This is a genomic window from Mesorhizobium sp. WSM4312 (assembly GCF_002294875.1).
In the GTDB taxonomy this organism is placed as follows: domain Bacteria; phylum Pseudomonadota; class Alphaproteobacteria; order Rhizobiales; family Rhizobiaceae; genus Mesorhizobium.
Genome location: NZ_NSFU01000009.1, coordinates 278,791 through 300,174, shown reverse-complemented (window position 1 = coordinate 300,174; position 21,384 = coordinate 278,791). Strand labels below are relative to the sequence as shown.

The 21,384-nt window shown below is 64.7% G+C and carries 21 protein-coding genes and 1 pseudogene; 7 read left to right on the top strand and 15 right to left on the bottom strand.

The window, feature by feature from the left end; translation table 11 throughout:
* Window positions 1-480: 480 nt before the first annotated feature.
* Complete coding sequence (secB, locus tag CK228_RS17505; RefSeq protein ID WP_095775642.1) at window positions 481-981, bottom strand: protein-export chaperone SecB; 501 nt, start codon at window positions 979-981, stop codon at window positions 481-483.
* A 456-nt stretch (window positions 982-1,437) separates the two neighbouring features.
* Window positions 1,438-1,935, bottom strand: coding sequence for an FxsA family protein (locus CK228_RS17500; protein ID WP_095788687.1), 498 nt, complete (start codon window positions 1,933-1,935; stop codon window positions 1,438-1,440).
* Between the two features lie 213 nt (window positions 1,936-2,148).
* On the opposite strand from CK228_RS17500, the gene CK228_RS17495 reads away from it, so the two are divergent.
* The 4 genes from CK228_RS17495 to CK228_RS17480 all read left to right on the top strand — a co-directional run bounded on the left by CK228_RS17495 (window position 2,149) and on the right by CK228_RS17480 (window position 4,998).
* Complete coding sequence (locus CK228_RS17495) at window positions 2,149-2,856, top strand: Tim44/TimA family putative adaptor protein (RefSeq protein WP_095775644.1); 708 nt, start codon at window positions 2,149-2,151, stop codon at window positions 2,854-2,856.
* A 126-nt stretch (window positions 2,857-2,982) separates the two neighbouring features.
* Window positions 2,983-4,083, top strand: a complete 1,101-nt coding sequence (locus CK228_RS17490) for a murein transglycosylase A (RefSeq protein ID WP_095788652.1) — start codon at window positions 2,983-2,985, stop codon at window positions 4,081-4,083.
* Window positions 4,080-4,610 carry a Smr/MutS family protein gene (locus tag CK228_RS17485; RefSeq protein WP_095788651.1) on the top strand — a complete coding sequence of 177 codons (531 nt, stop codon included), beginning with the start codon at window positions 4,080-4,082 and terminating at the stop codon, window positions 4,608-4,610. The genes CK228_RS17490 and CK228_RS17485 overlap by 4 nt, the downstream gene beginning before the upstream one ends.
* A 19-nt stretch (window positions 4,611-4,629) precedes the next feature.
* Entirely contained in the window at window positions 4,630-4,998 is a 369-nt protein-coding gene (locus tag CK228_RS17480) for a helix-turn-helix domain-containing protein (RefSeq protein WP_019862229.1), read from the top strand.
* 84 nt (window positions 4,999-5,082) lie between these two features.
* Here the strand turns inward: CK228_RS17480 and CK228_RS17475 are convergent, their stop codons facing one another.
* From CK228_RS17475 to CK228_RS17460, 4 genes are all read right to left on the bottom strand, one after another.
* Window positions 5,083-5,325: a hypothetical protein gene (locus tag CK228_RS17475; RefSeq protein WP_095775647.1), complete on the bottom strand. Its 243-nt coding sequence runs from the start codon at window positions 5,323-5,325 to the stop codon at window positions 5,083-5,085.
* Between the two features lie 365 nt (window positions 5,326-5,690).
* Window positions 5,691-6,305 (bottom strand): transglutaminase-like cysteine peptidase, encoded by a 615-nt coding sequence (locus tag CK228_RS17470; protein WP_095788650.1) that lies wholly within the window; start codon window positions 6,303-6,305, stop codon window positions 5,691-5,693.
* Between the two features lie 159 nt (window positions 6,306-6,464).
* Window positions 6,465-7,742 carry a polyhydroxyalkanoate depolymerase gene (locus CK228_RS17465; RefSeq protein WP_095788649.1) on the bottom strand — a complete coding sequence of 426 codons (1,278 nt, stop codon included), beginning with the start codon at window positions 7,740-7,742 and terminating at the stop codon, window positions 6,465-6,467.
* Window positions 7,743-7,974: 232 nt separating this feature from the next.
* Window positions 7,975-8,343: a septal ring lytic transglycosylase RlpA family protein gene (locus CK228_RS17460; RefSeq protein ID WP_095775650.1), complete on the bottom strand. Its 369-nt coding sequence runs from the start codon at window positions 8,341-8,343 to the stop codon at window positions 7,975-7,977.
* Between the two features lie 308 nt (window positions 8,344-8,651).
* On the opposite strand from CK228_RS17460, the gene CK228_RS35330 reads away from it, so the two are divergent.
* Complete coding sequence (locus tag CK228_RS35330) at window positions 8,652-8,828, top strand: hypothetical protein (RefSeq protein WP_179295950.1); 177 nt, start codon at window positions 8,652-8,654, stop codon at window positions 8,826-8,828.
* Between the two features lie 423 nt (window positions 8,829-9,251).
* Here the strand turns inward: CK228_RS35330 and CK228_RS17455 are convergent, their stop codons facing one another.
* The 5 genes and pseudogenes from CK228_RS17455 to CK228_RS17435 all read right to left on the bottom strand — a co-directional run bounded on the left by CK228_RS17455 (window position 9,252) and on the right by CK228_RS17435 (window position 14,324).
* Complete coding sequence (locus tag CK228_RS17455) at window positions 9,252-10,049, bottom strand: ATP-binding cassette domain-containing protein (RefSeq protein WP_095775651.1); 798 nt, start codon at window positions 10,047-10,049, stop codon at window positions 9,252-9,254.
* A gap of 7 nt (window positions 10,050-10,056) precedes the next feature.
* A complete protein-coding gene (locus CK228_RS17450) occupies window positions 10,057-10,833 on the bottom strand; it encodes an ABC transporter permease subunit (RefSeq protein WP_095788648.1) in 777 nt (258 codons plus the stop codon).
* Window positions 10,830-11,988: pseudogene (ssuD, locus tag CK228_RS17445) on the bottom strand (FMNH2-dependent alkanesulfonate monooxygenase). Before ssuD ends, CK228_RS17450 begins: the two are co-directional and overlap by 4 nt.
* Before the next feature lie 91 nt (window positions 11,989-12,079).
* Window positions 12,080-13,051, bottom strand: coding sequence for a sulfonate ABC transporter substrate-binding protein (locus CK228_RS17440; protein ID WP_095788647.1), 972 nt, complete (start codon window positions 13,049-13,051; stop codon window positions 12,080-12,082).
* 235 nt (window positions 13,052-13,286) lie between these two features.
* Entirely contained in the window at window positions 13,287-14,324 is a 1,038-nt protein-coding gene (locus CK228_RS17435; RefSeq protein ID WP_095788646.1) for a phosphatidylglycerol lysyltransferase domain-containing protein, read from the bottom strand.
* A 407-nt stretch (window positions 14,325-14,731) separates the two neighbouring features.
* Here CK228_RS17435 and CK228_RS17430 point away from each other — a divergent pair, with 407 nt between their 5' ends.
* Entirely contained in the window at window positions 14,732-15,901 is a 1,170-nt protein-coding gene (locus CK228_RS17430; protein WP_095788645.1) for an NAD(P)/FAD-dependent oxidoreductase, read from the top strand.
* A gap of 75 nt (window positions 15,902-15,976) precedes the next feature.
* Here CK228_RS17430 and CK228_RS17425 read toward each other — a convergent pair whose 3' ends face one another.
* On the bottom strand, window positions 15,977-16,201 hold the full coding sequence (locus CK228_RS17425) for a hypothetical protein (RefSeq protein ID WP_095788644.1): 225 nt from the start codon (window positions 16,199-16,201) through the stop codon (window positions 15,977-15,979).
* A 133-nt stretch (window positions 16,202-16,334) separates the two neighbouring features.
* The gene (locus CK228_RS17420; protein ID WP_095788643.1) at window positions 16,335-18,338 is read right to left on the bottom strand and encodes a PhoX family phosphatase; all 2,004 of its coding nucleotides are present in this window, start codon (window positions 18,336-18,338) and stop codon (window positions 16,335-16,337) included.
* 273 nt (window positions 18,339-18,611) lie between these two features.
* Between CK228_RS17420 and CK228_RS17415 the strand changes: the two genes are divergently transcribed.
* Entirely contained in the window at window positions 18,612-19,115 is a 504-nt protein-coding gene (locus CK228_RS17415; RefSeq protein WP_095788642.1) for a hypothetical protein, read from the top strand.
* A gap of 132 nt (window positions 19,116-19,247) precedes the next feature.
* Here the strand turns inward: CK228_RS17415 and CK228_RS17410 are convergent, their stop codons facing one another.
* A complete protein-coding gene (locus CK228_RS17410) occupies window positions 19,248-19,910 on the bottom strand; it encodes a response regulator transcription factor (protein ID WP_095788641.1) in 663 nt (220 codons plus the stop codon).
* Window positions 19,907-21,298 carry a sensor histidine kinase gene (locus tag CK228_RS17405; protein ID WP_095788640.1) on the bottom strand — a complete coding sequence of 464 codons (1,392 nt, stop codon included), beginning with the start codon at window positions 21,296-21,298 and terminating at the stop codon, window positions 19,907-19,909. Before CK228_RS17405 ends, CK228_RS17410 begins: the two co-directional genes overlap by 4 nt.
* Between the last annotated feature and the right edge of the window lie 86 nt (window positions 21,299-21,384).

Below are 21,384 nucleotides of genomic sequence, written 5' to 3'. Positions count from 1 at the left end.
CAGGGGTTTTGGGACATGCACGGAAGCTGGCTCGTCCCGGCGGAGCGCCGACGCGGGGGCGGCTGCAACCGCCGGGTTTGCCTGAGGCGGCGATGATAGGGCGGGGTGACGTTGCGGAGTGTTCTGGAATCCGCAGGAGTTGTGCGCTGCTCCGCAGCGAGGCCGTGGCCTGTGGGGCGAGCCAGCCCGGGTGGCCGCCGCGTTCCGCTCCCTGGCCCGCGTTTTCGCGTTTTCCCAGCGGCTTCCCCCACTCCGTCTCGGCTTTGCCGAGCCACCTCTCCCCCGTCGATCGGGGGAGAGGTGTCGAGCGAAGCTCGACGGAGTGGGGGTCGACCCATGGCTCGATCGTTGTATTTCAACCGACCAGCACCGTTAAGGTGACGCCTATGGGTGCTGTCCCACCAGCGTTGCCAAGGGTCACCAGGGCAACAAAAAACCCGGCTCAAGGCCGGGTTTTTCGGGGCATTCTGTAGATAAACCTCAGCTCACCTGAACCTTCGACGCGGCCTGGTCCTCGGCGATCTTCTGCTGGAACATCTGCGCGAAGTCGATCGGGTCGAGCATCAGCGGCGGGAAGCCGCCATTGCGGGTCGCCTCGGCGATGATCTGGCGGGCGAAGGGGAACAAAAGCCGCGGGCATTCGATGAACAGGATCGGCAGCATGTGTTCCTGCGGGAAGCCCGAAATGGCGAAGACGCCGCCATAGACCAGCTCGACATTGAACAGCACTTCCTGGTCGAAGGAGGCCTTGGCGTTCAGCGTCAGGTTGACGTCGAACTGCTTGTCGGAAAGCGGGTTGGCGTTGACATTGACGTTGATGGCGATGCCGGGGGCCTTGTCGCGGCCGCGCAGCGAGTTCGGCGCGCCGGGGCTTTCGAAGGACAGGTCCTTCACATACTGGGCGAGCACGTTGAGCGACGGCTGCGTCGCGTTGCCGTTGCCGTTGGCTGCGCCGGTCGGCGCGTCATCATTGCTGGCCATGAGCCTTATATCCTTTTCCCCTGGGCAGCCGTGCTGACCGAATTGAAATCGGGCGTTCGCTACCATGGTCGGCATGACAAGACAAGGTTTGCCGCCTTCGGGCTCGTGTCGGCCGCGGTTGGCTGTGGAGAGATCATTGTCGGGGTCGGCGCTGCCCCTCATCAGGTTGCCCGTCCTCCGCAGCCGTTGCGGAAGGGCGCCCTTCCTCTCCCCCGTCGATCGGGGGAGAGGTGTCGAGTGACGCTCGACGGAGTGGGGGTCGACCCTTCGGCGCAAGGCGAGGCAATGCCTGCGCCTTGGTCCCTTTTCAATATCCGTTCGCGGCGCCTGCCAGGTGGTTCCCCACTCCGTCTCGGCTTCGCCGAGCCACCTCTCCCCCCTCCGGAGGGAGAGGAAAGGAGCCTGGCTGCAGCGGCGCTGGCCTCTCGGAACAGATCAGAACGCCGCACCCGCGACCTAATCGTCCTTGAGACGCCGCCACGGCGAATTGTGATCCGGGCCGCGCTTGAAATCGTCCTCGCGCGAATAGTCGCCGTCGTCGAGGTCGATGACCCTGTCGCGCGACCGGCGAAAGCCGCCGGCCGAAAAATCGGTGGCGACGACGATGCGGCCCTTGAACCGGCGCCAGGCAAGGTCGCGCACCGGCGGCAGGAACAGGAGCAGGCCGATAATGTCCGTGATGAAGCCGGGGATGATCAGAAGGATCGCGGCGACCACGATCATGGCGCCGTGGGCGAGATGGCGGCTGGGATCATGGCCGGCATCCATCTCGGCGCGCACCCGAGCCATGACGCCGAAACCCTGGTGCCTGAGCAGAAGCACGCCGGCGATGCTCGAGGCCAGCACCAGGCCGACCGTCGCCAGCGCGCCGACCTCACGGCCGACGATGACGAAACCGGCGATTTCCAGCAGCGGCAGAGCGAGAAGAAACAGGGGAAGCAGCGAAATGCGCAAGTCTTGCCAGCCTTCCGGTCGTTGGTCGTTTCGATTGTTTTGGCCCTTGGCGGCCAATCGCCGCTGGCCCTGAGGCCGTTAGATAGGTATGCCTGCCTTTAATTTGAATGATTGCACCTTGCGTTCTATATGCTTTGAATGTTGAACGCTATGCGACCGCGGCCTGTCGGCCGGATGGTCCGGCCTAGAGGCAGGGATTGATTGGCGGAAGATATGGGTTTCTTCGACTTCGGCACGATTTTCTTCCTGATCGCGGCGGTGGTGATCTTCTTCCAGCTGCGCAACGTGCTGGGCCGTCGGACCGGGAGCGAGCGGCCGCCCTTCGACCCCTACTCGGCGGCGCGCACCGAGAAGGATGCCACGCAGAAGCCTGAAAATGTCGTTTCGCTGCCGCGCAAGCGCCTGCCCGGCGAGCCGGCGCCGGCCGACGCCTATACGGCGATCGACGCCTTCGCCAAGCCCGACACCGATCTCAACAAGGGCCTGCGCGCGATCAAGGACAATGACCCGTCCTTCGACCCGAAGGGTTTCATCGACGGCGCCAAGATGGCCTATGAGATGATCGTCATGGCCTATGCCGACGGCGACCGCAAAACGCTGAAGAACCTCCTGTCGCGCGAGGTGTTCGACGGTTTCGTCGCGGCAATCGGCGAGCGCGAGGCCAAGTCGGAAAAGATCCAGTCCTCCTTCGTCGGCATCGACAAGGCCGACATCGTCTCGGCCGAGATGAAGGGCGGCGAGGCGCATGTCACGCTGCGCATCATCAGCGAGCTGATTTCGGCGACGCGCGACAAGGCCGGCACGGTCATCGACGGCGATCCGGAGACCGTGGCCGAGGTCAAGGATGTCTGGACCTTCGCCCGCGACACGCGCTCGCGCGATCCGAACTGGAAGCTCGTCGCCACCGAAGAAGAAGACTGAGCCCCGATGCATGTCGCCCAAAAGTGCGAAGCGGTTTTGGGACAACGACTTGCAGCAAAACCCAGACCCGAAGCGCGTCGCATGACACTCTTCAAACACGACGCGCTTTAAGGCGACGGGGCTCCGGTGTCGCTATCGCCTCTCTTCATCGAAAAATCCTTTGACGACTTGCCCGGCTGGGGCGATGACGACCTTGTGCCGGCCTTCGAGGCTTTTCGCCGCTCCGCCTTCCATGTGCCGGTAAAACCCTATCGCAGCGGCGCGCTCGGCGTCGATTTCGGCGCCTTCGCCGCGGCCTATGCGCAAGCGCGCATCGCGGCGCCCGCGAACCGGACGGAGGCGCGAACTTTCTTCGAGCGCCATTTTGTCCCGATGCTGGTCCGCGCCGAAAGCGGCGCCGGCCTCGTCACCGGCTTCTACGAGCCGCAGGTCGAGGCCTCGCCGGTGCGCACGGAGCGTTTCGTCGTGCCGCTGCTGTCGCGGCCGGCCGATCTCGCCGATGTCGACGACGCCAATCGGCCCGACGGGATGGATCCCTATCTCGCCTTCGCGCGCCGGACGGCGGACGGACTGGCCGAGTATTTCGACCGTGGCGCGATCGAGCGCGGCGCGCTTGAGCGCCAAGGGCTTGAGATCGCCTGGCTGGCCGACAAGGTCGATGCCTTCTTCATCCATGTGCAAGGGGCCGCAAGGCTCGCCATGACCGACGGCCGGCTGCGCCGCGTCACCTACGCCGCCAAGTCGGGCCAGCGTTTCACCGGCCCGGGCAAGATCTTGAGCGAGTTGGGCGAAATCCCGTTGGCCGAGGTGACGATGCAATCGATCCGCGCCTGGTTCAAGGCGCATCCGCAGCGCATCGACGAGATCCTGTGGCGAAACCGCTCCTACATCTTCTTCCGCGAGGCCGAGGTGGAAGATGCCGCGCTCGGCCCGATCGCCGCCGCCAAGGTGCCGCTGACGCCAGGCCGCTCGGTCGCGGTCGACCGGCTTCTGCACACATTCGGCACGCCCTTCTACATCGACGCGCCGACGCTGACCGCCTTCGACGCAAGACCGTTCCGCCGGCTGATGATCGCGCAGGACACCGGCTCGGCCATCACCGGACCGGCGCGCGGCGATCTCTTCGCCGGTTCGGGCGATGCCGCCGGCGAGATTGCCGGCGTGGTGCGCAACGCCGCCGATTTCTATGCGCTGGTGCCGCGCGCGCTGGCCGGGGGCGCCAAATGAGCAAGCGTTCGGACAGGCTGAGCGAAGACGACCGGGTGCTGTGGAACCTGGTGGCACGCACGGCCAAGCCGCTCAAGGGAAGAACCTCTCTCGACATGCCCGACTTGGCCATCGAGGCCAAGCCGGCGGCGCCGCAGCCGGCCCAGCCCGCCGCCAGCGCGCCGGGCGCGGCGAAGCCGAAAGTCCAGCATGTCACGCACCGGCTCGACGAGCCGACGCTGGACAAACTGTCGAAGGGCCGGCTGCCGATCGAGGGCCGTGTCGACCTGCACGGCATGACGCAGGACGAGGCCTATTCGCTGCTGTTCTCGTTCCTGCACCGGGCGCATGCCGGCGGCATCCGCTATGTGCTGGTCATCACCGGCAAGGGGTCGTCCTCCGGCGGCGACGGCGTGCTGCGGCGCGCGGTGCCGGCCTGGCTGTCGACGCCGGCCTTCCGGCCGCTGGTCTCCAGCCACGACCATGCCGCCCGCAACCATGGCGGCGCCGGCGCGCTCTATATCAGGCTGCGGCGGGCGCGGTCATGAGGATCGGGAGGCCGGGCGCATGACGCCGTTCGGCGAAAGGCTGCGGGCGCTCAGGCGCGAGCGCGGCGTCAGCCAGAAGGACATGGCCGCGGCGATCGGCGTCAGTGCCGCCTATCTCTCGGCGCTTGAGCATGGCAGGCGCGGTGCGCCGACCTGGACGCTGATCCAGAAGATCATCGGCTATTTCAACATCATCTGGGACGATGCCGAGGAGCTGGCGCGGCTGGCCGAAGCCTCGCATCCGCGTGTGCGGCTCGATACGTCGGGCCTCAATCCCGCCGCCACCGAGCTCGCCAACCTGCTGGCCGAGAACATCGAGAAGCTCGACGAAGCGGAACTGCGCCGCATCACCGCCTCGATCCGCGCCGCGCTTGGCCGGCTGAAGTAACTGGTTTTACCTGAAGTTCGCGACGGCCTGCCGGAGCGCGAAACAGGGCCCGCCGATGGCAGCCGGCGGGCCACTGTTGCGGGATCAGGGCTTGCCGGCCGTGCTGCCGTTGGGGTTGCCGCCCTTGGTGCCCGGGTTGCCATGGTCGTGGCCATTGTGGTCGCCGCCCAGGCAGTCCGACGCGCCGGCAGTGCCGCAACAACGGCCGGCCCAGAGATCATTGAGGTTGGTGTGGACGCAGCTGACCGTCTGGTCGGCCTTCGCGGATCCGCCCAGGGCCGACACGGCAGCGACGGCGAGAAGGGTGTTACGCAGCAAAGCAGTCATTTGAAGTCTCCATGGTTGGGTTTCTGTCGTTCACGGCCGTGTGTCGCCGGGCGAACGGAAATGGTTCATGGAGAGGGATGGAAATTTTTCGAAGAGATGCGTGGTGGACCTCCACGCCTTCGTCATCCACGGGCGGAGCAGCCGCGCAGCGGCGACCCGAGGATCCATGCCGCGACCTGCGGACGCCGCAACGGCGCAGAATGTGGCGATGGCTCCATGAAGATGGCCGACGCCTGTTCCTGGGCCGCCGTGTTCTATGTTGGTGTCACGGCATGGATCCTAGGGTCTGCGCCGCGTCGCTGCGCTCCTTGCTCCGGGATGACGAAGCGCTGGGGATGCGCAGCCCAACCAGGCAGCCGCAGCCGCTACTCCACCGACCCGACCAGCACCTGCTGGCCGCCGCGTATGGAAACCCAGCGGCCGGTATTGTCGATCGCCTGGCGCTTGAGGAAGTGGTAGCCGGTCTGGTCCCAGGCCTTGACCTTGTCGGTCAGATTGTCGAGCACGTAGTCGCCCTTGTCGGTGCGCACAGTCAGCACGGAATGGCCTTCGCCGTCGGGCTTGCGCACCACGGTGATGAGCAGATCGGCAAGCGAGATGCCCATGCGGGACAGCCGGCGGCGCTTTTCCAGAACATAGTCCTCGCAATCGCCGACGCCCTTGTCGGGATAGGCCCAGACCTCGTCCTTGCCGTAAATGTCCATGTCGCTCATCGGCTCGACGGCGGCGTTGACCCTGGCGGTGATGCCGGCGAGCTTGCGCATCAGCCCATTGGTCATTTTTGCGGGCGCCAGGTTGCCCGGACGGATCGAGCATTCGCCGGGGTGCTGCTTGCAGAAATCATAGTGGCCGATCGGCTGCGAGGTGATGCCCCCGGTCGCCATCGCTTCGGCAGCCAAGGCCGGCCAGCTTCCCGTTGCTGCCAGACCGGCCGCAGCCACGCACAAACGCAGCCTTCTCGCCATTGTTGAGGAATTCATTGTCCCCGCTCACCCTGTTGTTAACGAAACGTTAAGGGCGATTGACAGTCCGTGTCAATTACGACGACGGACTGATTTGCGGCATGGTTACCCGCGGGGAGGGACAGCGTCCATTGTGCAACAGGATCGGCCCTGCGGCCGATTTTGTCCCGGAATGGCCTACCGTTTGGCGGTGCGGACCAGTTTCGGCTTCACCGCGACGCGGTTCTGGCGGCCATAGCTGGTGATGAAGTCGACGATGCGCGGCACGATTTCGGAGCGGAAGCGCGAGCCGTTGAAGACGCCGTAATGGCCGACCGCCGGCTGCATGTAATGCGCCTTCTTGTCGGCCGGAATGTTGACGCACAGATCCTGCGCCGCCTTGGTCTGGCCGAGGCCCGATATGTCGTCGTTCTCGCCCTCGACCGTGAACAAGGCGACGTTGCGGATATCAGACGGATCGATCCTGGTGCCGCGATGCATCATCTCGCCCTTGGGCAGGGCATGGCGCACGAACACGGTGTCGACGGTCTGCAGGTAGAATTCCGCCGTCAGGTCCATGACGGCCAGGTATTCGTCATAGAAGTCGCGGTGCTTCTCGGCATTGTCGCCGTCATGCTTCACAAGGTGCATGAAGAAGTCCTTGTGGGCGATGATGTGGCGGTCGAGGTTCATGCTCATGAAGCCGGACAGCTGCAGGAACCCCGGATAGACCTCGCGGCCGAAGCCGGGCACCGGCCAGGGCGCGCGCATGACGACATTGTCGCGGAACCAGTCGATGCCCTTTTCCTCGGCCAGGAGATTGACCGCGGTCGGGTTGCGGCGCGTGTCGATCGGGCCGCCCATCAGCGTCATGGTCGAGGGCACGAAGGGATCGCCCTTCGCCTCCATCAGCGCCACCGCCGCCAGAACCGGCACGGAAGGCTGGCACACCGCCATCACATGGGTATCAGGCCCCAGCGCATGGAACATCTCGATGATATAGTCGATATAGTCGTCGAGATCGAAGCTGCCGTCGGCCAGCGGCACCATGCGGGCGTCGACCCAGTCGGTGATGTGGACATCGGCATGCGGCAGCATGGCTTCCACCGTGCCGCGCAGCAGCGTCGCATAGTGGCCCGACATTGGCGCCACGATCAGAAGCTTCGGATCCGGCTTGCGGCCGGCGGGCACGGCGCGCTCGAAGCGGACGAGGTTGCAGAACGGCTTCGACCAGACGGTCTTTTCGGTGACCTCGACGCTCTTCCAGTCGACGACGGTCTTGTCGAGGCCGAAAGCGGGCTTGCCGTAGCGGCGCGTGCTGCGCTCGAACAGCTCGGCGCCCGCCGCGACCGAACGGCCCCAGTGCGTGTGCGAGACCGGGTTCAGCGGGTTGGAATAGAACATCCGCACCGCATCGGCATAGAGCCGGGCCGGCTGCAGCGCCGCATGGTTCAATTCGTAAAGCTGGTAGAACATCGACAACCCCGCTGCTGCTGCGACCGAAGGGACGACGAGCAGCGCCGAGCCTCAAATGTCTCGTGGCGAGGTTAACAACTAATTGCTGCGATGCAATACGTCACATGGCGTGACCAATGGTTCTTTCGTCCAAAGCGTTGCAAATCCGCCTGGAACGGCCGAGCCGGCTCAATGTGCAGTGCCGAAATGTGTAGGAAATGTGTCCGGCCCTGCCGCCGGACACAGGCAATTTTTACACGCGCGCCATGCAGACCGCCGTATGGCCGGAACCGATGAAGCCGAGCTGGCCGGCGGCGCCCTTCGACAGGTCGAGCACGCGACCCCGGATGAACGGGCCGCGATCGTTGATGCGCACGATGACGCTGCGGCCATTGTTCTGGTTGGTGACCCGCAATTTGGTGCCGAAAGGCAGCGTGCGGTGGGCGGCGGTCAATGCCGACGGGTTCATGCGCTCCCCCGATGCGGTGCGCGAGTGCAGCGCGTACCAGGAAGCACGGCCACACTGGCCGGCGGCGGCGGTTGCCGAAGTGGCCGAAGCACCGACCATCAGGCCAGCAGCGATCGTTACCGCGACAAGCGCGGTCTGGTTTAGGGTCTTCATATTTGAGGGATGGCTCCGTTTTTGACAGACCCCAGCCGTTAGGTGCCGAATAAGGCAGGAAATGCGGCAAGCATCTGTCCGTTCCGTGGCGAGATCACACGTTTGGAGTCGGAAGGTAACAGTCTGTCAGGGTTTTCCGGCGCGATTTGATTCATTTTCGACGATCTTCGGCCCGATATGAGAGATCGCTTTGACAAGATATCGGATTAATATCCAAGTAGAATCCGGTATGATTGGGCTCATTCCTTTGGCTCTTTCATCACGGTCATGGCGCCGCGAACGATCGACTTGAAAAGCGAGATCCGTCAATGAGACTGACCAAAAATCTGCTGGCCTTGATTGTGCTGGCTATCGGTGCGGTGTGGGCGCTGCAAGGCATCGGCGTGATCGGCGGCAGCTTCATGACCGGCCAGCCGCAATGGCTTTACATCGGCCTCGTCGCCATGCTGCTCGGCCTGGCCGGGCTGGTATGGGCGAACCGGTAGAGCTTCGGTGAGAGGTCGACAAGGTTGGCGCCCTTCCTCTTCCTCCGGAGGGGGGGGAGAGGTGGCGCTGCGAAGCAGCGACGGAGTGGGGGAAGCCGGTTTTCAAATGCGCCGCCGCCAGCAATTCACCGCAGAGTTTTCAATCAGGACGAGGCATCGCCCGGCTTGAGATGACAACGGCGGAGCCATGTCGACCCCCACTCCGTCTCGGCTTCGCCGAGCCACCTCTTCCCCGATCGACGGGGGAGAGGAAAGGCGTGAGCTTGCATAAGCTCGACGGAGCTGGGGAAGCCGCTCGTCGATGGCGCCGCAGCCGACAGCCCTAGAGCAATTCCAGGAAAAGTGTGAGCGGTTTTCCGTCCGGAATTGCGTCAAAACAAAGAGTTAGAGCGGTTCGCCGTTTCCATGAAACGGTGAAACGCTCTAGCCGAACAGCCGGTCCAGGATCGTGCCTTCGAGGCGGGCGAGCTCGGCCGAGCCGCGCCGGCGCGGCCTGGCCGCCGGCACCTCCAGGTCGAGCGCGATCCTGCCGGCGCTGATCACCACCACCCGGTCGGCGAGCGCGACCGCCTCGGCGACATCATGCGTGACCAGCACGGCGGTGAATTTCTGGGCGAGCCAGATGCGCTCCAGCAATTGCTGCATCTCGATGCGGGTCAGCGCGTCGAGCGCGCCGAGCGGCTCGTCGAGCGCCAGGATCTGCGGCTGGCCGACCAGCGCGCGGGCCAGTGCCACCCGCTGCTTCTGGCCGCCGGACAGCACCGAAGGCCATTCGTCGGCGCGGTCGGCCAGGCCAACCTCGCCCAGAATGTCGAGCGCGCGTTGCCTCGCGTCCTGGCCGGCAGCGATGCCGGTCAGCCCGACCTCGACATTTTTCACCACACTCGCCCAGGGCAGCAGGCGCGGCTCCTGGAACATGAAGCGCGTGCGGCTGTGGCCCGCTTCCTCGGCGCCCAGCGTCAGCGATCCCGATGTCGGCCGGTCGAGCCCGGCCAGCAGCCTGAGCAGCGTGCTCTTGCCGCAGCCGCTCTTGCCGATGACGGCGACGAACTGCCCGGCCGGCACGTCAAGGTCGATGCCGTCGAGCACGATCTTGTCGCCGAAGCGTTTTTCCACGCCGTTGAAGGCGAAGGCGCGCCGGCCTTCGACAGAAATCGCCGGGCGCGCCGGCGCTGGCGCGGCGACGAAGGAACGGACGGAGGTCAGGCTGGCGGCTGGCATCGAAACCTCATCCGTTCTGGAAGGCGGGATGCCAGCCGAGCGACAGCCGCTCGAGCAGGCGGGCGAGGCTGTCGGCGAGCTTGCCGAGCAGCGCGTAGATCAGGATCGACAGCACGACGACATCGATCAGCAGGAATTCGCGCGCCTGCATGGCCATGTAGCCGAGGCCGGAACTGGCCGAGATGGTCTCGGCGACGATCAGCGTCAGCCACATGATGCCGAGCGCATAGCGCAGGCCGACGAAGATCGCCGGCAGCGCGCCGGGCAGGATGACGCGGAAGAACAGGGCGCGCCGGTCCATGCCGTAGACGCGGCCCATCTCGACCAGCTGCGGATCGACGCTCTGTATGCCGAGCAGCGTGTTGACGTAGATCGGAAAGAACACGCCGAGCGCCACCAGGAACAGCTTTGCTTCCTCGTCGATGCCGAACCACAGGATGACGAGCGGGATCAGCGCCAGATGCGGGATGTTGCGGATCATCTGGAGCGTGGTGTCGGTCAGGCCGCGACTGAGCCGCGACAGGCCGTTGGCAAGGCCGAGCGCGAAGCCGATCGAACCGCCTATGGCAAAGCCGGCAAGCGCGCGCGCCGTCGAAACAGCGATGTTGCGGATCAGTTCACCCGAAAGCGTCAGCCGCCAGAAGGCCTCGGCGACAGCACTTGGCGCCGGCAGCACATTGGCCGGCACGACGCCCGCGCGCGATGCGGCTTCCCAGCCGGCGATCACCAGGACCGGCAGCACCCAGCCGATGGCATTTGCGTGGAGGCGCGCGGAAAAGCTCATGAGGAGGCCTGCAGGCGGGCGGCGCCATGGAAGCCGACCGAGAATTCGTTGGCGATGTCGCGATGTGCCCGCTGCCGCCTGGTGCCGAGCCCGAGGCGCGGGAACAAGAGCTCGGCGACGCGGTAGGCTTCCTCGAGATGCGGGTAGCCCGAGCCGATGATGGTGTCGATGCCGATCGCCTGGTATTCGCGGACGCGCTGCGTGACCTGCTCCGGCGTGCCGACCAGCGCGGTGCCGGCGCCGCCGCGCACCAGGCCGACGCCGGCCCACAGATTGGGCGAAACGACAAGCCTGTCGCGACGGCCGCCATGCAGCTCGGCCATGCGGCGCTGGCCGACCGAATCCATCTGGTTGAGGAAGCGGGCCTGCGCATTCTCGATCTGGGCATCGGTGACATGGCGGATCAGCCGGTCGGCGGCGCGCCAGGCTTCGTCCTCGGTTTCGCGCACGATGAAATGCAGCCGGATGCCGAAGCGCAGTTTCCTGCCGCGCAGCGCCGCCTTTTTGCGCGCCGAAGCGAGCTTCTCGGTCACCTGCGCCGGCGGCTCGCCCCAGGTCAGATACATGTCGACGAGGTCGGCGGCGAGATCCTGGCCGGCGTCGGACGATCCACCGAAATAGAGCGGCGGCCGCTCCTGCAGCGGCAGAAGGTCGAGGCGGCCGTTTTCGACGCGATAATATTTGCCGTCGAAATTGACGCGCTCGCCCGAGACGAGACCACGCCAGATGGTCAGGAATTCATGCGCCTGGGGCATAGCGCTCATCATGCGGCAGGAAGACGCCGTCGCCGGCGAGCTCGGTCGGATTGCCGCCGACCACGACATTGAGCAGCAGGCGGCCATTGCTCAGCCGGTCGAGTGCCGCGGTCTGGCGCGCGGCGAAAGTCGGCAGCGTCACGCCGGGCCGCAGTGCGACGAGGAACTTCAGCTTTTCGGTCAGCGTCGCAAGGCCTGTCGCGGTGATCCAGGAATCCTCGCAATTCTGCCCGGTCGGCAGCAGCACACCGGGGAAACCGAGCCTGTCGACCGCCTGCGCGACCTCCTTGAAATAGCCGAACTCCGGCGGCCGCTGCTGCTCCTCGGAACCGAGATAGGAGCCGTCGCCATGCGTCGGGATGAACCAGAAGAAATCGAGCGGGCTGGCTGGCGTGGTCATGTCTGGCGCGGTCACGGACAGATCTCCTGAAGATTACAGGCACAAACGGCAAAGGCGCCGGACGTTTCCGCCCGGCGCCGCACGAGAAACATCAGTTGCCCGGCGCGGTCCAGACGGCGTCCGAGATGCGGACCGCTTTCGGGATCAGGCCGAGCTTGTAGAAGCGGTCGGCGGTCGCCTGCTGGCCGGCGGTGATCTCGTCGGTGATCGGAAAGATGCCGAATTTGCTGCGGTTGGCGGCGATGGTCTGGGCGTCGAGCGGCACACCGGTCACCTCATGCAGCGCCGCGGCCACCTTGTCGAGGTTCTGGTCCGCCCATTTCGCCGCTTCGCCGAGAGCGGCGATGGTGGTGGTGATGATTTCGGGATGCGCCTTGGCGAAATCCTTGTTGGCGAGGAAATAGGTGTTGACCTTGAGCACCTCGCTGGAGCGGGCCAGCACGCGCGGCTGGTAGCGTGTTTCGGCAATGGCGAAGAACGGATCCCAGACCGCCCAGGCGTCGATCTGGTCGCTGGCGAAGGCGGCGGCCGCATCGGCGGGGCTGAGGTAAACCGGCGTGATCTGGTCCAAGGGAACGCCGGCTTTTTCCAGCGCGGCGACGAGCAGATTATGCGCAGAGGTGCCCTTGCCGACGCCGACGCGCTTGCCCTTGAGGTCGGCGACGGACTGGACCGGCGAGGCCGGCTTGACGAAGATCGCTTCGCCATCGCCATTGGACGGCAGTGCCGCCGCATAGACGATGTTGGCGCCGGCCGACTGGCCGAAGATCGGCGGTGCGTCGCCGGTCCAGCCGACGTCGATGGCGCCGACATTGAGCGCCTCGACCAGTGGCGGGCCGGCGGTGAATTCCACCCACTTGACGGTGACGCCCTTGTCGGCGAGCGCCTTCTCGATCACCTGCTGCTGCCGGGCGATCACCGGCAGGCCGGTCTTTTGATAGCCGATGTTGAACTGCTTCAGCTCCTGCGCGGCGGCGCCGAACGACAGACCGACGGTAGCGGCGAGCAGGCCGATGCCGAAAACGCGTCTCGTCAGATTGAAGCGCTCGGTCAGATTGAACATGATCCCTCTCCTTCGCTGCGGATCGGCGCCGGGAAACGTCCTCGCCGGTTGGATGAGCGGCAAGGCTAGGTAGTTCTATAAATTTAGTAGAGGAATGATTTTGCGAGTTGGCGCCGTGGTGCGGAAATATCTTCCACGGCAACCCGGCATTCGTCATTCGAGGGCGAGGCAAGGAGCGAGCGACGCCGCGCATGGATGACGAATGAAAAGGCTTTGGCCAGGACCGCGCCGGTCCCTAGATTGCTTTCACCAGCCGCAGCAGGCCCAGCATCTCGACATAGGTCCCCTTGCGGAAAGCGATGTAGACCGGCTCTTCCATGCCATGGAAGCGGCGCTTGAATGCCGCCTGGCCCTGCAGGTTGAACCTGCGGCGGTTGACCCATGGCGAAGAATAGGCGCGTTGAAAAGTGTTGCGCCAGAAATCGCTTTCGGCAAAACCGCTGGGGGTGACGTCGAGAAGCGGCGACAGGCCGAGCGTGACCACCGAAATGCCCTCTTCGCGAAACCGGTCGACGGCGAATTTGGTCAGGCCGATCTCGGCGTGCGGCGAGGCATCGATGTGCTTGCGCTTGAAGGCGGTGGTGTAGCCGATGACCTTCCCGTCGCGAAACAACGGATCGAAATCGAGCAGCGCGACGAGTTCGCCATCGGGGCCATGCAGGACGAAGCGGCGCATGTCGGTGCCGAGCTGATCGTAGAATGGGCGGTTGAGAAAACCCATCTCCCAGCGCTTGACGATGCGGTCGCCGCGCCAGTTCTCGGACAGCCGGGCGATTTCGTCGAGGAATACCGTCCGCGTGTCTTCCTCGAACGAAAAGCCCTTCTTCAAGAGCCAGCGCTCGGAATAGCGCACGGTCTCGTTGCGCTTGCCTGAAAAGTCGTGTTGGGGCAGGGCGAGGCGGGTGTCGATGCCCAGCCGGTTGACCTTGTAGCCGAGCCCGGCCAGCACGTGCGCGGTCTCCTCGCCAATCTGCACGAACCACGGGTCGCCGGCGGTCTCGACGAAGCGCCTGATATAGTCGGGCCGCCGGGCCGGCGCCGCCACCGGGTCGCCAAGCGCGAAATGATGCTTCATCTTGGTGCCGAAGGCGATGTAGCCGTCGGCGTCGCCAAAATAGGAAAGCTTGCGCTGCACGGCAGTCGAATAGGCGAGCGAGAAGTCGCCATGGCGGCGGACCATCGCCAGGCGTTCGACATGCGTCAACGCCTGGCGCTCGACCTTGGGCGAGGCACCCTCGAGGATTTTGTCGAAATAGATCCGCAAGGAGGGCATGGTCCGGATTCCGCGTGCCGTCTGTGGCGCGGCGTGCCTTTCGGCACGCCAGACGCGCCACGGCGCCTTGATTTTTCACGGGAAGCCGAAATCGCTGCGGTTTCGAATTCCTGCGTCGGTAACGAGATCCGCCAGCCCCTCGGAACTCGAATCAATCACATTGCCGCGACCTGATTATCGCCGATGCCGCTGATATGCCATATAGGGCTGCATGGTTTCGGACGGAAGCGGGGCATTCGGTTCCATGTCGTTGGTTTAGTCGCATTTGCGCGATGGGAGTTGTTTGCGCCCTGGCGCCGCAAGGCACTCGAGCGCACCGATCCGCTGTTTGGGTTTGCGCGCGATCAAACGGTTACAGCGTTCTGCGAGCTTGTAGGATGCGGCGGTTGAATGGATTTTGAGAGCGAATGGCTGATACGACAAGCAGACCGAAGGTGGAGCAGGTGGCGGTGGTCGAGCCGGCGATTGTCATCGGCGCCGGCGCCGCCGGACTGGCTGTCGCGCAGGCCCTGATGAAGGCTGGCGTGCCGGTGGCGATCCTGGAACAGGAGAGCCGGCTGGCCGAACCCTGGCATCGGCGGCACCAGCAGCTGCATCTCAACACCCATCGCGATCTCTCGGCGCTGCCCGGCCTCTCCTTTCCGGGAGGGACGCCAGCCTTTCCACCCAGGAATGTCGTCATCCGCCATATGAACGATTTCCGCGAGGCGAACCAGTTGCCGGTGGAGTTCGGCGTCGCCGTCGAGACACTCGTGTTCGGGGGCGACCATTGGGTGGTGCGCACCAGCGCCGGCTCGCGTCTGGCGCGTCATGTCATCGTCGCCACCGGCCGTGACAAGGAGCCCTTCACGCCGCAGTGGATGGGCATGCAGGCCTTTGCGGGCCGGATCATCCATTCGGCGGATTTTGGCGACGCCAAGTCCTATGCCGGCAAGAAGGTGCTGGTCGTCGGCGCCGGCAATTCGGGCTTCGATGCCCTCAATCATCTGGCCGGCGTGGATACGGCTTCTCTCTGGCTATCGGCCCGCAATGGCCCCGCGCTTCTGCCCAAGCGGATCGGCAAGATCGCCGTGCACCGGCTTTCGCCGCTCATGGCGCGCTTGCCGCTGCGCGTCGCCGATGCGGTGATGGCCGCGACGCAGCGCCTGGTTTTCGGCGATCTCACCAAATTCGGCATGCCGCCCGCGCCGTCGGGCGGCGCCAGCCGCCTGGCCTCGGATTACACGGCGATCGCCGCGGACGACGGCGCCGTCGACGCCATCAAGTCGGGCAAGATCACCGTGGTGCCGGCGATACGCGAATTCACCCGCGACGGGGTGATCCTGGCCAATGGCCGCCTGGTCGATCCCGATATCGTCATTGCCGCGACAGGCTACCGCACCGGGCTGGAACGCATGGTCGGCACTCTCGGCGTGCTCGACGCCAAGGGTGTCCCGCTCTTCAATGGCGATGAAGCCGACCCGAAACTGCCCGGCCTGTGGTTCACCGGCATGCGGCCGAGCATTCGTGGCTGCTTCGCCAATGCCGCCATTTTGGGCAAGGCGATCGCCAGGCGGATCGCCGGAGCCAGCCGCTAGAGCAATTCCAGGAAAAGTGTGAGCGCGTTCCCTCGGGAATTGCGTCAAAACGAAGAGCTCTGGCGACTTGGCGCCTCACGCCGATTTCGGCTCCAGCCGGCGGAAACCGACGGCTTGCACCAGCATCTCCTCGTCGACCATGCCGGCATTGTGGAGCGCTAGCAGGTTGAGGGCGATCTCGCGCGCTTCCGCCGAATCGGGTCGTGCTTCGCGCCGCAGGCAGGCTTCGTCAAAGACGCGCTGCAGCTTGGCGATGTCGCCGGGCTTGAGCAGGCCGCGATCATAGACTGACTTCGACATGGCGGTGATCTCCTGGGAACGACCTAGGGCGCCATCAGTAAATTGCCAATCTTTCCCGGAGCTTGAATAGATTCACGCCGAAGGAGGGGCGGTGGCAAACCGAAGCCCTCCCTCGAGGTTCGCGGGCCTGATATCACACCGCGATTTTGCCGCCGCCTTGCCTGGTGATGGCGACGACCGACGGCCGCACCGGCATTTCGGGCTTGAAGTCCGGCCAGCGCGTCGACGGATCCTCATAGTAGGACGGCCGGCCAAAACCTTCCCAATCCTCGCCGCCATCGCCCGGATGCTGGACGGCGACGAAGGCGGTCTGGTCGTCAGGCGCAAACAGCGGGCCGCACATTTCCGCGCCGATCGGCACGCGGAAGAACAGTTTCGAGGTTGCCCGCGCGGCCCCCTCCGTGTCGACCGCCCACAGGCCATCGGTGCGGCCGGTGACCTTCGGGCCCTGGCCGTCGGTAGCGACCCACAGGCGCCCGGCCGAATCGACCGCGCAATTGTCGGGCATGCCGAACCAGCCATGGGCCGTCGTCGCCGTCGAGAAGGTGGCGCCGACATCGGCAACCGACGGATCGCCGCATTTCAAAAGCACTTCCCATTTGCCCTTGGCGGCCGTGAAATCGCCATCGGTCTCGGTGATCTCTATAATGTGGCCGAAGGCATTCTCGGCACGCGGATTGGCGGCATCGACCTGATCGGGCTTGCGCTTCGAATTGTTGGTCAGCATGACATAGACCTTGCCGTTGACACCATTGGGCTGGATGTCCTCTGGCCGGTCCATCTTGGTGGCGCCGAGCAGATCGGCGGCGCGCCGTGTCTCGATCAGCACGTCGGCCTGGCCGGCGAAGCCGTTCTCGGCGGTCAGCGGCCCTTGGCCGAAGACGATCGGCAGCCAGTCCACCGTGCCGTCCTCGGCGAATTTGGCGACATGCAGCGTGCCCTCGTCGAGCAGGTTCTTGTTGGCGGCATGGTCGTTGGCGCTGAACGTGCCCTTGGTGACGAATTTGTAGACATAGTCGAAGCGCTCGTCGTCGCCGAGATAGAAGACGACGCGGCCGTCCTTGGCGACGATGGATTCGGCGCCCTCATGCTTGAAGCGGCCCATGGCGGTGCGCTTCCTCGGCGTCGATGCCGGATCGTTGACGTCGACCTCGACGATCCAGCCGAAGCGATTGGGTTCGTTCGGCTCCTTGGCGAGGTTGAAGCGTTCGTAATGCGCGCCCCACTCATAGGCGCCTTCCGGAATGCCGAGCCGCTTGTAGTTGGCGGCTTCCTTGTGGCCCTCGGGCAATTCGCCGGAGAAATAGCCGTGGATGTTCTCCTCGGCCATCACATAGGTGCCCCAAGGGGTGACGCCGCCGGCGCAGTTGTTGAAAGTGCCGAACACTTTCGTGCCGGACGGGTCGGCATTGGTCTTGACGCGGTCATGGCCGGCGACCGGGCCCGACAGCGCCATCTCGGTGGTGGCGGTGATGCGGCGGTTGAGCTTGCCGTCGCGCACCACTTGCCATTTGCCGCCCTCCTTGCGGATCTCGACGATGGTGCCGCCATGCGCCGCCATCTCGACATCGACCTGCTCCTTCGCGAGCGGCGCCACCTCGGCCTTCTTCTTCCCGCCCTTCTCGACGATCGCAACGATGCCCGGAAACATCAGATGCGGGTTGGTGTATTCGTGGTTGACGACGAGCAGGCCGTGTTCGGCCGAGCCGTCGATCGCGATGTAGCCGACATAGTCGTTGTTGTAGCCGAACTGCCTGGCCTGCGCCTCGGCCGACTGTTTCGTCGGGTCGAACTCCGGCGAATTCGCAAACAGCGGATCGCCCCAGCGCAACAGCACGTCGGCGTCGTAGCCCGGCGCGACATGATGCTTGTCGTCGATGCCGGCCTCGAGCTCGTCGAATGTGAAGGCGGAGCCTTCCGCGGCGCGGGCATCGTCGGCGGCGATCATGGCCAGCGGGCCGACCGTCGCGGCGATCGCCGAGACGGCGAGCGATCCCTTCAGGAATCCCCGGCGCGAGAACCGCGCGGCGATGATCTCACCCATGGTGCGGTTGTCGGTGGGATTGGTGGCCGGTCCTTCGTTTTCCTCGAGCAGGCTGGTGCGGAATCGGGCGTCAGGGGAGCGATGTTCGGTCACGAAAGGCCTCTGGCTTTGGAGTGGCTGGAGCTTGTTGCCTGTTCGACTCCTACGCCGGGCCGATCACATTTTCGTGACATCATACAGGCCCGAAGGCTCGGGGCGAGGCGACTTGCTCGCGCGGACCTCGGACTTTGGTCCAATCTTGCGCTTGCAAAAGTCCTGGAGGACAAACGCAACGGTCGGAGGTCGCTTCCGGCCAATACATCTTTCGGCGAAGTTGCTGGTTGCAACGTTGGGGTGGGCGCGCCGGCTCAATCGACGGAGATCAGGATGCACGGATCGATCACGGCCCGGTGCCGCCGGCTGACGCTCGTTTCGGCGGCGGCTCTGGCGCTGACCATCGTTCCCTATCGAATTGCCCTGCACGGCTCCGCCCCCGGAATCGACGCCGCATCAGCACAGGCCGGCAAAGGTGGTGGTAGTGGCGGCAACAGCGGCGGCAGTAACGGCGGCAACAGCGGCGGTAACAGCAGCGGCGGTAGTGGCGGTAACGGCAGCGGCAACGGAAATGCAAACGGCGGCAATTCCGCAACGGATGGCAGCGGTGACAACTCGGCCTCCGGCAAGGGTCAGAGCACCAAAGGCGCCAGCCATGTCAACGGCACGACCGGTGACAAGGTCGAGGTGAGCGGCAACAAGATCACGGTCACACATCCCGACGGCATCACCGAAAAGATCGAGAACGGCCGTTTCAGAATGAAGGATGCGCTGGGTCGTACGATCATCGACCGCCGGGCCACGCCGGCCGATGTGAGCCGTCTGAAAGCCTTGTGAAACTGGCCAGCAGGCAACGGCCAGCGCTTTGCCCGGGAAAACCGTTTCACACTATTCATGGAATTGCTCCAGCGCTTTGGTTTTGCCGCAATTCCGGACGGAAAACTGTTTCACACTTTTCCTGGAATTGCTCTAGGAGCGACTTCTGTCCCGGTCGCGGAACTCACGCACCATGAGAGCCGCTTCAGTGCGGTTTCGCACATTGAGTTTGGACAGCACCCCGGTCATGTGGTGCTTGACCGTCTTCTCCTGCAGCTCCAGGCGCAGGGCAACCTCCTTGTTGCTGAGCCCCTCCGCCACCAGCCGCAGGATTTCCGCCTGCCGTTCGGTCAGTTGCCGCAACCGGTCCGCCACGCCGTCGGCGGATTGCGGGGACTGGAGATCGGAAAGCAGCCGTGCCGACAGCGTCGGCGTAAGGTAACCCTCGCCGGCTGCCACATTGCGCAGGATGTCGGCGAGCGCGCGAGATCCGACGCCCTTGAGGATATAGCCCTGCACGCCTGCGTTCAGCGCCGTGGTTACATCGGCATTGGTCTCCGAAACCGTCAGCATGACGATCTTCTGGGCGGGATGGTCGGCAAGGATGCTGGCAACCGCGGACAGACCGCCGCCCGGCATGGAGATGTCGAGCAGCAAAATGTCAGGCTGCACCGTCGAGGCGATGCGTTCGGCATCCTGCGCTGTCGCGCCTTCACCGACGATCTCGAAACCTCCGATCTCCGACAGGCTGCGCGTCACGCCTTCACGAAATAGCGGATGATCGTCGACAATAGCGATGCGGATAGCGCCAATCATGCTTGCTCCTCGATCGAAAGACTGATCACCAATCGCGTGCCTTGCGCTCCGGTCAAGGTCTCGAACTGGCCGCCAATGCTTTCGACCCGCTCCCTGAGGCCGGCGAGCCCCAACCCATCGACCCGCGCCGGATCGAAACCCGGTCCGCTATCGGACACTTCGACAAAAAGCCTGCCATTCTTCATCCCGGCCCGCACCGTCTGATCCTTGGCCCGCCCGTGGCGATAGGCATTGTTCAGCCCTTCCTGCACGAAACGATAGATGCTGATCTTTTCGGAAGTGCCAAGATCAGGCAAATGCCTGGGCATCGTGAGCAACACGGACGTTCCCGTCCGGTGCTGATGTTCGTCGACCGCCATCCGCAATATGTCCGTTGCCGCGGCCGTTTCGATCTGCGGCAAGACGAGACCGGTGCAGATACCGCGAATTTCGCGCATCGCATCCTCCAGCGTCTTGCGGATCATCGCGACCTCGGTCGCGCGGTTTTCGCCCCAATGGCCGTCGCCGGAAAATACCGGGCTGTCCATGCGCAGCGCCGCCAGGGCCACGAGCTGCGCCGGTCCGTCATGCAGGTCGGCGCCGATCCGGCGCAAATATCGTTCGTTGAGCGCGGTGGCGCGGCGCGACGCCCGCTGCACACGCTGCCGCAAGGCGCTGTTTTGCGTCACCAGGCCTTGCAACTCCGACACCTGACGGCGCAGCGCTCCGCGCTGATCGTCGATGGTGCGGCTGGCGCGCAGCACGATGCTCGACAGCAGCAGAAAAGCCGTCAGGGTGGTACCGGCCACGATCAGCCAGCTCGACAGCAGGGCAGAGGCCAGCGTGGCCTTGAAATCGGTGGCGACCTCGAAGAATTCGGTGACGGCCACCACCTCGCCCGACCAGGGTTCGCGCACCGGATTGTAAATCTCCAGCAACGGCACGCCCACGGCCTGCTCCTTGCTTTCGGTTTCGTCGAACGCATCGAATTGGGCGGTGACGTTGCCCTGGAAGGCGGACCGCAGATCGTCGGTCAGATCAAAGCGGCGGCCGATCAAAGTTGCATCTTTCGCGTAGAGCACGGTGCCGTCTCGGCGCCAGAGCCTGAACGAGACCAGGCGCTTGCCGAGCGCGCCCTGGCCGAGCGTCTCGTCGAGCGCCTGCTTGACGGACTCGCTGAGCTCCTCGCTCTTGCGCAGGTCCGGCAGCAGCGGCGCGATCACGCTGTCGACGTAGAGCGCCGTCGTGGCGGCCGAATTGCGGGTGACGCCGTCCCGGATCTGCGACGTCACCCAGGCACCCACCACCAGCATGACGGCCAGCAGGCCAAAGCCGCCGGCAACGAGGAATTGCAGGGCAAGGGAAAGCTCGCTCCAGCGCCGCGCCAAATTCTGCAGAATACGAATCATGAGTCCCTGATCGCCCTTGGATCGAACAAGCTGGACGATATCGGCACATTGAGCCTCAGTCTTGCCGTTGCCAAGACCTTCGTTAG